The sequence below is a fragment of the Nostoc sp. NMS9 genome (assembly GCF_017114995.1).
Lineage (GTDB): Bacteria > Cyanobacteriota > Cyanobacteriia > Cyanobacteriales > Nostocaceae > Nostoc.
Genome location: NZ_JABXKL010000005.1, coordinates 107,078 through 119,945, shown reverse-complemented (window position 1 = coordinate 119,945; position 12,868 = coordinate 107,078). Strand labels below are relative to the sequence as shown.

General features: G+C 42.5%; 14 protein-coding genes. 3 read left to right on the top strand and 11 right to left on the bottom strand.

The features are described 5' to 3' along the window. Positions 1-189: 189 nt before the first annotated feature. From HWQ40_RS02590 to HWQ40_RS02560, 7 genes are all read right to left on the bottom strand, one after another. Complete coding sequence (locus HWQ40_RS02590) at positions 190-1,200, bottom strand: catalase family protein (protein WP_292774795.1); 1,011 nt, start codon at positions 1,198-1,200, stop codon at positions 190-192. Between the two features lie 20 nt (positions 1,201-1,220). After that, on the bottom strand, positions 1,221-1,814 hold the full coding sequence (locus HWQ40_RS02585; RefSeq protein WP_292774794.1) for a 5-formyltetrahydrofolate cyclo-ligase: 594 nt from the start codon (positions 1,812-1,814) through the stop codon (positions 1,221-1,223). Positions 1,815-1,882: 68 nt separating this feature from the next. Then, positions 1,883-2,827, bottom strand: a complete 945-nt coding sequence (locus tag HWQ40_RS02580; protein ID WP_292774792.1) for a GDP-L-fucose synthase — start codon at positions 2,825-2,827, stop codon at positions 1,883-1,885. A gap of 22 nt (positions 2,828-2,849) precedes the next feature. Then, positions 2,850-3,929 carry a GDP-mannose 4,6-dehydratase gene (gene gmd, locus HWQ40_RS02575; RefSeq protein WP_292774791.1) on the bottom strand — a complete coding sequence of 360 codons (1,080 nt, stop codon included), beginning with the start codon at positions 3,927-3,929 and terminating at the stop codon, positions 2,850-2,852. A 493-nt stretch (positions 3,930-4,422) separates the two neighbouring features. Next, the gene (locus HWQ40_RS02570; RefSeq protein ID WP_292774932.1) at positions 4,423-5,178 is read right to left on the bottom strand and encodes a sugar transferase; all 756 of its coding nucleotides are present in this window, start codon (positions 5,176-5,178) and stop codon (positions 4,423-4,425) included. A gap of 111 nt (positions 5,179-5,289) precedes the next feature. Beyond that, positions 5,290-6,432: a glycosyltransferase gene (locus HWQ40_RS02565; protein WP_292774930.1), complete on the bottom strand. Its 1,143-nt coding sequence runs from the start codon at positions 6,430-6,432 to the stop codon at positions 5,290-5,292. A gap of 82 nt (positions 6,433-6,514) precedes the next feature. Further along, on the bottom strand, positions 6,515-6,637 hold the full coding sequence (locus HWQ40_RS02560; RefSeq protein ID WP_292774790.1) for a hypothetical protein: 123 nt from the start codon (positions 6,635-6,637) through the stop codon (positions 6,515-6,517). A gap of 83 nt (positions 6,638-6,720) precedes the next feature. Here HWQ40_RS02560 and HWQ40_RS02555 point away from each other — a divergent pair, with 83 nt between their 5' ends. Next, positions 6,721-7,659 carry an NAD-dependent epimerase/dehydratase family protein gene (locus HWQ40_RS02555; RefSeq protein WP_292774789.1) on the top strand — a complete coding sequence of 313 codons (939 nt, stop codon included), beginning with the start codon at positions 6,721-6,723 and terminating at the stop codon, positions 7,657-7,659. Between the two features lie 155 nt (positions 7,660-7,814). On the opposite strand, the gene HWQ40_RS02550 is transcribed toward HWQ40_RS02555, so the two are convergent. Continuing rightward, on the bottom strand, positions 7,815-8,582 hold the full coding sequence (locus HWQ40_RS02550; RefSeq protein ID WP_292774788.1) for a Uma2 family endonuclease: 768 nt from the start codon (positions 8,580-8,582) through the stop codon (positions 7,815-7,817). Positions 8,583-9,014: 432 nt separating this feature from the next. Between HWQ40_RS02550 and HWQ40_RS02545 the strand changes: the two genes are divergently transcribed. Further along, positions 9,015-9,893, top strand: coding sequence for an SMP-30/gluconolactonase/LRE family protein (locus HWQ40_RS02545; protein WP_292774787.1), 879 nt, complete (start codon positions 9,015-9,017; stop codon positions 9,891-9,893). Between the two features lie 84 nt (positions 9,894-9,977). Here HWQ40_RS02545 and HWQ40_RS02540 read toward each other — a convergent pair whose 3' ends face one another. The 3 genes from HWQ40_RS02540 to pgsA form a co-directional block, all read right to left on the bottom strand. Then, on the bottom strand, positions 9,978-10,235 hold the full coding sequence (locus HWQ40_RS02540) for a hypothetical protein (RefSeq protein WP_292774786.1): 258 nt from the start codon (positions 10,233-10,235) through the stop codon (positions 9,978-9,980). A 178-nt stretch (positions 10,236-10,413) separates the two neighbouring features. After that, entirely contained in the window at positions 10,414-10,638 is a 225-nt protein-coding gene (locus tag HWQ40_RS02535; protein WP_292774785.1) for a type II toxin-antitoxin system HicB family antitoxin, read from the bottom strand. Then, entirely contained in the window at positions 10,622-11,149 is a 528-nt protein-coding gene (pgsA, locus tag HWQ40_RS02530) for a CDP-diacylglycerol--glycerol-3-phosphate 3-phosphatidyltransferase (RefSeq protein ID WP_292774784.1), read from the bottom strand. Before pgsA ends, HWQ40_RS02535 begins: the two co-directional genes overlap by 17 nt. A 187-nt stretch (positions 11,150-11,336) precedes the next feature. Here pgsA and HWQ40_RS02525 point away from each other — a divergent pair, with 187 nt between their 5' ends. Beyond that, positions 11,337-12,758, top strand: a complete 1,422-nt coding sequence (locus tag HWQ40_RS02525) for an aspartate ammonia-lyase (RefSeq protein ID WP_292774782.1) — start codon at positions 11,337-11,339, stop codon at positions 12,756-12,758. Positions 12,759-12,868 lie beyond the last annotated feature (110 nt).

Here is a 12,868-nt window from a genome sequence, read left to right as displayed (position 1 = left end):
AATCCAGCTTAAGTAAGTTACATTCCACTTTCATCTGTAAATGTAGAGACGTAAATTTTTACGTCTCTACAAGAGTTTTGGTTGCACAACTAATAACTTTTATACATCAAATCAACAACGCCAAAAATCGTATCTAATCAAGTAGGGTTATAGCCTATCATCCTACAGTTTTAAGTCAAACTATAGTAGTTAATCTTCAACCGCTACATAAGGTTGTGGTTCCTGCAAGCGTTTGGTGATTTCTTCTCGCCGATACTTTGCAAGTTCGCTGTAAAGTCTCTTGCGAGAGAGATTCACACTTCCAACAGGTTCATGCTCTAACAGTGTATGCCAAGGGGAAAACAGCGAACCCTCATCTAATCTTTTGCGTTCTTCAAAGTCAAACTTCTGACTAGGAATGCGGACAGTTGCAACTTTGATAAACGGTGAATCTGCTTCTTGCCATTCTTTAACGTGGTCTTCAATCGGCGTTTTATCATCATTTACATAAAACTGAATTAAAAAGTCAAAAGATGCTTCTCGCCCTTCTTCCGTTAAATATTTGACCAGCGTTTCTCGAAGGTAATTTTCTGACTCTGGAAGTGTTTCTGGTGGTTGTTCAGGCTGTTGAGATTTGACAGATAATTTTACAATCCGCTCACCAAATTTAAACGGAGCCATGCTCCAATATTGAATCAAAAGTGGATTTCCTACCTTGTGGCTGACAATTTTTTGCAAGATAGCAAAGGCGTAACCAAGTTCTTCCAGCCGTTCTGGGGTAAGTTCTCCACTACCTGCTCTGGAAAGATCGGCGTAATCACGAACGTCTTTGGTAAAGAAAGTAGGATAATTGTTGAGTATAAAATCTTGAGTTTTTTCTTCATCATCCAGCACTTTTTTCCCGTCCACATTCATCACCTTGATGGCGATACCGCGAACATCAGGTTGGCTATCGGAGTTGAATTGACCACGCTTTTGAGGCGCACCACCACTAGATAAACGAATCCATGCAGGATAGGTTTGGGGCGTTTTGAACAAACCTACTCTCAGGTCTTCAGGTAGATTCGGTTCAATAATAAACTCTCCCCAAAGGAGTCCATGACTTTTGCTATGAATTTGGCGGAGGTCTGGGCCTGTTTTTTGTTGAGCTTGGAGACTAATTGCGATAATCTCGTCGATTATTGCTTCCTGCTCAGTGGTAGATGAGGTTGGGTTAGTCATAAAACATTTTATGAGATGTCTTAGTTATCCTGAATCCTTCGACCTTTTCGAGTCAATCCGGTTTCCGTACAAATAGCTTGTAGTGGTTTATCCCAAGGCTCAATAAGTATGTGGCACAAATAGGCAAAATCAAAGACAATTCCGATGGTTGGCTTTGTCTGCCACTGCGGTAAACTGAGCAAGCGATCATAATATCCGCCACCATAACCCAAACGATATCCTTGATAGTCGCAAGCTACACTGGGTACGAGAATCAAATCTACATCGGCAGCATCTAAGATTGGAGCATCAGGGTGGGGTTCAGGAATGCCATAAGCGCCGCTTTGGACAGAATCGTTAGGTGCCCAAATATGCCAACATAGGGATTGATCAACGCAGCGAGGAAATCCCCAACGGTATTTGGTGTTTGCAAATAGTTGACTGAGGTCAGGTTCTTGGCGAAAGCTGAAATAAGCGAGTATTGTTTTTGCTTGGGTAAACAAAGTAGAGTTTTGTAAATGAGAGCTAATGCGATCGCTTTTTTCTCTCCATTCTCCAACGGACATTGATTGACGTGTTTTGAGTAGAGTGCGGCGCAGTTCTACTTTATTTAGTTGATGATTAACTTTGTCCATAAAATATAGTCAAAAAAATAAGCTGGGCATCACCCAGCTTGTATCACTCTACATTCACCAGAACATTGTTATGCAGCGTGTTGACGATACCACTCAATGGTATTCTTTAGCCCTTCTTCAAAGCTCACCTGAGCCGTGAAATTAAAGGCTTGCTTTGCCCGTTCAGTATCTAAACAGCGGCGGGGTTGACCATTAGGCTTATCAGTTTGCCACACAATTTCACCCTTAAACTCCATCAATTCGCAGATTAGAGTTACTAAATCAAGGATGGAGATTTCATAACCGGTTCCCAAGTTAACTGGTTCCGATTCGTTATAGAATTGAGTCCCCATCACAATCCCCCGCGCTGCATCTTCTGAATACAGAAACTCACGGGTGGGACTACCATCACCCCAAACTGGAAGTTGCTTTTCTGCTTTAATTTGGGCTTCGTGAACTTTGCGAACTAACGCTGGAATGACGTGGGAACTTCCGGGGTCAAAGTTATCTTCTGGGCCATATAAATTTACTGGCAGTAGGTAAATCCCATTAAAACCGTACTGCTGACGGTAAGATTGCAATTGAACTAAAAGTGCTTTTTTTGCAATTCCGTAAGGGGCGTTGGTTTCCTCTGGGTAGCCATTCCAAAGGTCATCTTCTTTGAATGGCACTGGAGTGAATTTAGGATAGGCGCAGATTGTGCCAACACAAACAAATTTTTCTACTCCAGCTTGATAGGCAGCGTGAATTAGCTGGGTTCCCATGATCAAGTTATCGTAAAACAACTCTGCGGGTTTTTCGCGGTTTAAACCGATACCACCGACATGAGCTGCTAGATGTATGATTATGTCTTGCTGGTCAACTGCACGTTGGCTATTTTCCCAAACACGCAAATCGGAATCGTGCGATCGCGGTACTGTAATTTTCTCATGATCGGCTCCTGCTTTACACAGTTGATCTATCACCTGACGACCTAGAAACCCCGACCCACCAGTGACGAGAATCCGTTTATTTTTTAATCCTAAGGCGGTCATATTTTATCCTCTGTGATGCGAATCAGAAGTGCAAAGCGCCCAGTGTTTGACGAATAGTGGCAATATCATTTGGAAATTGTGAACCATTTCCATTGGGTGAAGTGTGACCCAATGCTTGTAAGTCTGCTTCTACCATTAGGGAAACTAGTTCTTCAAAGGTTACTGATGGTGTCCAGCCCAAGTTCTGCCGTGCTTTGGTAGAATCGCCAATCAATAACTCTACCTCAGATGGACGGAGGTAACGCTCATCAAACTCTACATAATCTTGCCAATTAAGATTCACATAACTAAATGCCAGTTCCAAAAACTCGCGCACCGAGTGGGTTTCACCAGTAGAAATTACGTAATCGTCTGGCTGGTCTTTCTGCAACATCAACCACATTGCTTTGACGTAATCCTTTGCATAGCCCCAATCTCGCTTGGCATCTAGATTACCCATGTAAATCTTTTTCTGCTTACCAGCAACAATACCAGCCACGGCTCTAGTAATTTTGCGGGTTACAAAGGTTTCACCCCGCCGTGGTGACTCGTGGTTAAAAAGTATGCCATTACAAGCAAATAAATTATAAGATTCACGATAATTTACAGTTTGCCAGTGAGCGTAAACTTTCGCACAGGCATAGGGACTACGGGGATAAAAGGGCGTTGTCTCAGTTTGAGGTATTGCTTGTACTAAACCGTACATTTCTGAAGAACCCGCCTGGTAAAATCGCACCTGAATTCCGGTACGATGCTGGTAGTCTCGAATTGCTTCCAACAGACGCAATGTTCCCATTCCTACTGCATCCACCGTGTATTCTGGTGAATCAAAGCTGACTCTGACATGGGATTGAGCGCCGAGGTTGTAAATCTCTACTGGCTTTACTTCTTCTAAAATACGCCGCAACGTTGTACCATCTGTCAAGTCACCGTAGTGAAGAAACAAGCGCACTCCCTCTTTGTGGGGGTCTTCGTAAATGTGATCGATGCGGTCTGTGTTGAAGGTAGAAGTCCGGCGAATGATGCCATGAACCTCATAACCTTGTTCCAACAAAAACTCACTTAGATATGAACCATCTTGTCCAGTAATACCAGTAATCAACGCTCGCTTCTGTTGCGTCATGCTCAATTATCCCTTATTGTCTTTGATTAAAAAGTTACAGTCAATCTGATACAACCTAGCAACTAATTGCTGAATTGCCTAATGGGAAACCTACGAGTTCTTGTTGTTATAAGACTTTTTCCGTAAATAAATATACTTAATAAAAAGTAATTTAACACGTAAGTCCAACCTTAGATAGCTCAAGATTGTTTAATTATGTATATTTTCTTTTTTATCAGATAGATCAAGAGTATTTTTATGTATGTTGTTTTTTTGTCAAAGCTTCATATATCTGTGGTTTTGTGAAGACTTAATAAAATAGGTATTTTAAATTAGATTTCTGGCAGAAATGTGAATCAAGGGAAAAGAGCCAAAGATCCACACTCACAGAAGTCTTCGTTAAGTAAAAAAGCAAAAATTATAGAAAGTAAAGATGGGCAATCCTTTAGTCTTAGGGGAAGAATTGGTACTTAGGGGCATTAAATGCCCCACAGAATCGACCCTAAGTAGTTACTCAGTATGCACCGTTATTTTTGGGTAGAATTACCACATCAACAGTTTTCAAGATGATCCATAAATCAAGCCAGAAATTCCTAAATTTGACATAATGCAGGTCTATTTGGACTCTCCGAGGGTAGGGAATGTCATTACGCCCAGATACCTGCCACAAACCAGTAATTCCTGGACGGATTGTTAAAATCTCATCAATGTGATAACCGTATTTTGGCAGTTCTTCTGCTACCAGAGGTCGGGGGCCGACTACACTCATGTCCCCTTTTAAAACGTTCCAGAACTGGGGAAATTCGTCTAAGCTAGTAATTCGCAAAAATCGACCAATTTTGGTAATCCGGGGGTCTTGTTTCAGCTTAAAACTGCTCTCAAATTCTTGTCGCAATTCGGGCGATGTTTCCATCATTTGCATGAGGATTTCGTCCGCATTGCTTACCATTGTTCGGAATTTAATACAATTAAACGGTTTGTAATTTTTCCCTACCCGTTCCTGGACATAAAAAATTGGGCCTTCTGAGCTAAAGGCAATCAGCAAGGTCAAAATTAAGTAGACGGGGAAGAACAAAATTAATACCGACAGCGAAAACACTATATCGAACAGTCGTTTGGCAAACTCTCCGTTTAAACCCTGAAAAGATAAACCTTTGGGCTTAACTTTTGGCGTCTTTGTTTTTTGACCGCGTTTTAAGAAACGCGTAGACGCTCTAGTGTCTTGCCGTACGCCTCGCTTGCCGGAGAGGAGTGAGCTCTGGGCAGTCATCATACTCCTTAATAATCCACACCACACATAGTCCCAATATTAAAGCCAAAATGAGGTGCTTCTGGGGGAAATTGCCAAAAGCCTAAAAAAATAAGACGTTAATCAAGACCATCATTGCAAAAACGGTCTTTTTTCGTTGCACTTGTTTACAAAATCTAGATAACGATCTGCAAAAATTTGCGGTGAGAACTGCGCAGCGTGCGATCGCATATACTCGGAATTGAACGAACCCTCATACATTTCAAACTTTTCTACTGCCTCCACCAAAGCCGCCTCTGTTTGAGTCCTGAAAAATATACCTGTCCCTGTATCCGCACCAGAACGGATATCTCGCACTGTTTCTAGAGCACCCCCTGCACCATAAGCAATCACTGGCGTGCCGCAAGCTTGTGCTTCCACTAGGGCAATACCAAAATCTTCACAAGCTGCATACACAAACGCCTTAGCCCTAGACATATATTTTTTTACCACATTATCGGGTTGCCAACCGAGTATTTGGATATTTGAGTTTGCCATCTCGCGAATCTTGTTCATTTCATCTCCTGTACCAATGACCACTAATGGTCGTTTTAGTTGATTAAAAGCCTTGACAATCAACGATATTTGCTTGTAACTCACTAACCGGGAAACTGTCAGGTAAAAGTCCTCTTTCTCAGACAGAAATGGAAATTCCGCAATATTCACTGGTGGATAAATGACTGTTGCTTCACGCCGATAGCAACGCCAAATCCGCCGAGCTGTATGCTGTGAGTTGGCAATGAAATAATCAACGCGATTGGCACTCAATACATCCCACTGGCGCAAACGATGTAATAAATATCGCGTCACCCATCCAGGTAAACCACTACCCAGTTTGCTGTGGTGCAGATAATCAAAGGTCAAGTCCCAGGCATACCGCATAGGGCTGTGACAATAGCAAATATGCATCTGTTCGGGAGTGGTAAGGATTCCTTTAGCAACAGCATGGGATGAAGACAGAATGACATCATAATGCCGCAAATCAAGTTGTTCAATTGCCAAGGGCCACAAAGGCAAGTATTTTTGTATACCGTTGCGGGCATAGGGAAAGTTCTGGAGAAACGTCTTGCCAATTTGACGCTTGTATAAATAACTTTCTCTATTGCTGGATTCAAAATCTATGAGAGCATACAAATCAGCATCAATGTGATTCAAAATTTCTCGGACAACGAGTTCTGAACCACCGGTAGCTTTGGGTGTCAGCCACTCATGAACCAGAGCATATTTCAAGGGCACAGCTAAACAATTCAAAATTCAAAATTCAAAATTCAAAATAGTTTTCTTAGACTCCGACTGAAAAGTTTCCCTTTGTGATTAATTAACGGGAAGCGCCCCAGATTAGCAAATGGGACGGAATCTTTTGCTCAGAGGTTCCAGATGGATGCTGCAACCTGATAATCTCAGATTGGGCATTGGGGATTGGGCATGGGGCATTGGGCATGGGTTGTTCTCCTTGTCCTTTTTGTTTCCCTAGTCCCCAGTCCCTACTCCCTTGATGACAACTGATATAGAAAGGGTGAATTTATGCGAATTCTGATTATGGGTGGTACTCGGTTCATTGGTGTCTATTTGACTCAACTACTAGTGGAACAAGGACACGAGGTGGTGCTGTTCAATCGTGGGAATCGGCCAGCACCTTCTTTACAGGGAGTAGGACAAATTATAGGCGATCGCACAGATGCTACTCAATTAAAAGCAAAGTTATCACAAGAAAACTTTGATGTCATTTTTGACAATAACGGGCGGGAACTTACTGATACTCAACCACTAGCAGAAATTTTTCAAGACCGAGTGCAACATTTTGTGTATATGAGTTCTGCGGGGGTTTATCTCAAATCCGATCAATTACCCCACATAGAAGGCGATGCAGTAGATCCCAAAAGTCGCCATAAGGGTAAACATGAAACAGAAGCTTACCTGACTCAATTGGGATTACCCTTTACTTCTATTCGTCCTACTTATATTTACGGGCCTCGTAATTATAATGAGTTGGAAGGCTGGTTTTTTGACAGAATTGTGCACGATCGCCCCATTCCTATCCCCGGAAATGGCTTGCATATCACACAGTTAGGTCATGTAAAAGATTTGGCACTAGCAATGACTCAAGTTTTGGGCAATAAACAAGCCATAGGACAGATTTATAATATCTCTGGCGATCGCTTTGTCACTTTTGATGGTTTAGCCCGTGCTAGCGCTGTAGCAGCTGGCAAATCACCCGATGCTGTTAAAATCGTCCATTACGACCCGAAGAAGTTTGATTTTGGCAAACGCAAAGCTTTTCCGATGCGGGTGCAGCATTTCTTTGCTTCGGTGAATAAAGCGCAAACAGAATTAAACTGGCATCCTGAATATGATTTGATTTCTGGTTTACAAGATTCTCTGGAAAATGATTATCTCGCTTCTGGCCGGGATAAAGCCGATGTTGATTTCTCTGTAGATGAGGAGATTTTACAAGCTGTTTAAAAAGCAAGGTTATCTTAGAAATCACTGATGATCGAGACGTTTGTTGGTTGTTGACAGTTGAGAGTCAACAGTCAACAACCAACACGATCATAAAGGTAGGCAAACTCCACCACAGCTTACTCAGTCATGGGTAATGGGAATAAACCAATTATCTACTACTCCTCATCAGGGTTAATGCCTAATTGTCGCAACTTCGCCGCTAATTTATCAGCACGTTGTTTTTCTCGTTCGGCTCGTCGCGTTTCTCGTTCGGCTCGTCGCCTTTCTTGTTCTAGCTGCGTAGAAATCCAATTTCCTGTTTCATCGTACCAACGTAACCACAAACGTTCGATACCTTCGTAAACGCCTTGCCAAAGTCCCAAACCTAATTGTATTCCTGGCATCCAGACTCTAGAAGTAGTTACATCTATTTCGTGGTAACTATCTGCAACTAATTGGAATGCTTGGAGTTTGTCAATGTACCGATCAAACACGATGTAGTAAGGAACTCGCAAAATCCGCTCATAAACTTCCCATTTGGTTGGCGGTTGGTTAATTTCCCGCAGAGTTTGTCCCAAGTCTTCTTTTTCAGTGCCAGGAGAAAGCAATTCTACCACTACAAAAGGAGCAACCCCTTCTTGCCAGATGACATAACTCATACGCAAGTTTTGCTGTTCGTAGAGACGCGAAACTGCTACAGCAGCAAACCAATCCGGGCGTTTGTACCACAGTGTATGCCGGAGGTCATAGTAAAGGTTTAAATCAGTGCCAACAAATACCTCATCTACTGGATAGTTGGGTGGAAAGAATGTTTCGCGCAGAAGTTGGGGTTGAAAAATGTGAAATTCGTCAGGCAAACCAGAGTCCTCAGGGTATTCACTGGGAAGATCATACATGGTAGGTAGGACTTCTTTGGGGGAGAGAGGCGGGTCTGTTTGGTACATAAGGGAAATCTTGACCGACTAACTTTAAGTTAACGGATCAGGGCAAAGGTTTGGCGAAAGTCAAAAGAAAGAATCTTTTCTTTTACCTGGGAAAGACGCGATTAATTATGTCTTTAGTTTTTACTGGAATAGGAATGAAAATTTTCTCTATTAGTAATACCAATTCTGTATGAAGATGCGCTAAACCATATTTAAGTACAAGAAAGAAAAACGAACCGCATTCGCGTTAGCGTCTCCCCTTGGGAGAAGGACACATTCGCGCAGCGTCTCGTAAGAGTTGGACACAAAGAAAGAAAGAAAGAAAGAAAGAAAGAAAGAAGTTAAAAGGGTTTGGCGCAGCCTCACAAAGAAATGGTATAAGGCAAACCTTTTTTAGAATTACCTCAAGGTTACTGAAATTACTTTCTGTAAATACTATTGTTGGTTGATAAAATGAGCCAAGTTTTGCAATATCCACTCCACAATGTTCTAGAAGCCCGTGCCCGCTTGGGTGAAGCCCCCATCTGGGATTCTACCCAAAACCTAATTTACTGGGTCGATATTTACAACCATCGGGTACATCAGTTCAATCCTGCTACGGGGAAAGACTTTTTTTTTGATGTGGGAGATGTAGTAGGCGCGATCGCAACCGCAGGTAAAGATAAATTAATTATGGCACTGCGTCATCACCTAGCATTCCTCAACACCCAGACAGGTGAAGTTACTCCCATTTTGGAAATTGAAGGAAATCTGCCAGATAACCGTCTCAATGATGGCAAATGTGACTCTCAAGGTCGTTTTTGGATCGGCTCAATGTGTTCTTTAGAAAAACCCCAGGCTAGCCTCTATCGTTATGATCCTGATGGTTCATTGCATGTGATGGAAACGGGATTGACTCTCTCTAATGGTCTGGGGTGGAGTCCCGATCAAAAGACGTTTTACTTGACTGATTCTCCTCAGCAAAAGATATATGCTTACGACTTTGATTCAGTAACAGGTAGCATTACTAATCGCCGGATTTTTGTTGATTTAACTCATGAATCTTTCTACCCAGATGGGTTGACGATAGATAGTCAAGGAAATATTTGGTCAGCTATGTGGGATGGATGGTGTGTGATTCGTTTCAACCCCAAGGGTGAAGAAATATTGCGGATTAATCTACCCGTTCCACTCGTAACGAGTTGCACCTTTGGCAGCGAAGATTTGCAAACACTCTACATCACCACTGCTTCAGTTGGACTCAGCCAAGCCGAGATTGATAAAAGTTTCTACTCAGGTGATTTGTTTGCTCTCCAAACTGATGTTACCGGATTACCTGGGAATGATTTTTAGAAATCAAGTAGTAGCTGTGTCAAGGTGAGGCGCTAAATTGCCTCTCACATTCCTTCAACTCGACTCTTTACTTGTTTGCGAATTCTAAAAATTCCGAGTTTTGAACTTTTGATCTCGAAATTCCGAGTTCAAAGGTGCAACTTCCGAGTTCAAAGGTGCAACTTCCAGGCTCAAAGGTGCAACTTCCAGGCTCAGAGGTGCAAGTGTCGAGTTCAGAGGCTCAACTTTCGAGTTCAGAGGCTCAATTTTCGAGTTCAGAGGCTCAATTTTCGAGTTCAGAGGCTCAACTTTCGAGTTCAGAGGCTCAACTTTCGAGTTCAGAGGCTCAACTTTCGAGTTCAAAGGCTCAACTTCCGATTTCTAAGGGACTTTCAAACCAAAAAACATCAGTCCCATGTAGCTTTTTTGATTTCACTTTGTACTTAAAGGTGTATTTTCCCTAGTTAGATTTTGTGGTGTGGGGTAAATTGCTCCAGATATTAACGTCAAGGCAACAGACTGCTAATGATTAGGGTGAGGATTACACAAACCGAAAGTAAGCGTTTGCAGTCAAAGGCTCTGGTAGTGGTTTTCCTTGTGCTTGGTAATCTTCAATCAAAAGTTCCAGCACTTCCTCACCATTATTGAGAGCATCCGCGTAGGTATTTCCATGAGTGTGTGCATAGGGGCCAAACTCAGGTAGGCTGACAATGTACTTTTTATCTTCATCAGACCACTGAGTTACAATACTATATTGTCGTTTCATTAGTGCTAGCTTTTTGCGGCAAAAGATAAATACCCCCAGAGATTAAAGTCAGGGCGACAGAAACCCAAAAAGCGATCAGAGATGGGGTTTGCCAGACTTCAGGTAGGGGTGCAATCAGAAGTGCGATCGCAACTATTTGACCGACAGTTTTGAGTTTACCCCAAATATTCGCCCCGGTAATCGTCGTTTGATTCACTCGCCAACCAGCGATCGCTAATTCCCGCGCTAAAATCAAAAACACTCCCCAAGTTGGCACTTTTCCTAGTTCAATAAAAACCATCAACGGCGCAAGTACCAGAAACTTATCCACTAAAGGATCAAGAAATTTACCTAAGTCACTAATTTGGTTGAGTTTTCGCGCCAAATAGCCATCTAGCCAATCAGTTAATGCCGCAATGATAAAAATCGCCAAACATATCCATCTAGCTTGTGGTGTGGGATTGTACAAGCCATAAAGCAGAAATGGTACACCCAGAAGGCGAGAGAAGGTAATCCAGTTGGGTAGAGTCACGTCGCTTCGCTCCGAATTCAAAATTCAAAATTCAAAATTAATTTAATAATCCCCATAAATACATTTAGTTGCCCTGTTATCAGGAAGAGGGCGGAGGGGACAAACTTACTACAACTTCTCTTTGTCTCCCCACTTTCTCCCTAAGCGTGGGAAAATCTGTTTTCTGTAGCTCTCCTAAAACAATACTATGACTGAACACCCAGACTCCCAATTCCGCATCGAACGCGATTCGATGGGCGATCGCCAAATTGCTAGTAGCGTTTATTACGGCATTCAAACACTACGGGCAATCGAAAATTTCCCTATTAGCGGCATCAAGCCTTTAGGTACTTACGTAGATGCTGGATTGATAATTAAAAAAGCTACAGCAATAGTGAATGGAGAACTAAATTGCATTCCCCAAGATATTAGTCAGGCGATTGTGCAAGCAACTGATGAAATCTTAGCTGGGAAGTTCCGCGAGCAATTTGTTGTGGATGTTTATCAGGCGGGTGCTGGAACATCCCACCACATGAATCTCAACGAAGTTCTCGCAAATCGCGCCTTAGAAATTCTTGGTGAAGAAAAGGGCAATTACAAACGTGTTAGTCCTAATGACCATGTTAATTATGGGCAGTCTACCAATGATGTGATTCCTACAGCAATTCGCATTGGTGGTTTATTGGCATTATCTAAGACATTACACCCAGCAATAGATGGTGCGATCGCATCCTTAGAAAACAAAGCTGTAGAATTTCAAGATATCGTCAAATCTGGCAGAACCCACTTACAAGACGCAGTACCTGTGCGTTTGGGTGAAAATTTTCGGGCTTGGGCGCAAATTCTTACAGAACATCAAAACCGGATTTATACCGCTTCTGGAGATTTGATGGTGCTGGGTTTGGGAGGTAGTGCAGCCGGAACCGGGTTAAATACTCATCCTCTTTATCGCGCCCGTGTGGTAGAAGTTCTCTCAGAATTGATTGATACTCCTTTAGAACCTGCACCCCATCTCATGGCAGCCATGCAAAGTATGGCGCCATTTGTGAATGTTTCTGGTGCTTTACGGAACTTAGCCCAAGATTTAGTCAAAATATCTCACGATTTACGGTTGATGGATTCAGGGCCAAAAACAGGCTTGAAAGAAATTCAACTGCCTCCAGTGCAACCCGGTTCCTCAATTATGCCAGGGAAATATAACCCAGTCATGGCAGAGATGACATCAATGGTGTGTTTTCAGGTGATGGGTTACGATAGTGCGATCGCTTTAGCCGCACAAGCCGGACAATTAGAACTAAATGTGATGATGCCGCTAATTGCCTATAACCTAATTCACAGTATCGAAATTCTCGGCAATACCATCGCCGCACTCACCGAACGCTGCATTGGGGGAATTACTGCTAATCAGGAACGTTGTTTAGCCTATGCCGAAGGCAGTTTAGCTTTAGTAACCGCACTAAATACCCACATCGGTTATTTAAATGCCGCAGCTGTCGCTAAAGAATCTTTAGAAACTGGTAAATCCCTGCGGCAAATTGTTTTAGAACGCGGATTGATGAATGAAACAGATTTAGCCACAGTGTTAAATCTAGAACAAATGAGTGGTATCTTACCGCTCAAAACAGAATAATAGGTTATGGGGAATTGGGCATTGGGCATTGGGCATTGGGCATTGGTTATTCTCCCCTTGTCTCCCTCATCTCCCTCATTTCCCTCATTTCCCTCATCTCCCTCTATCCC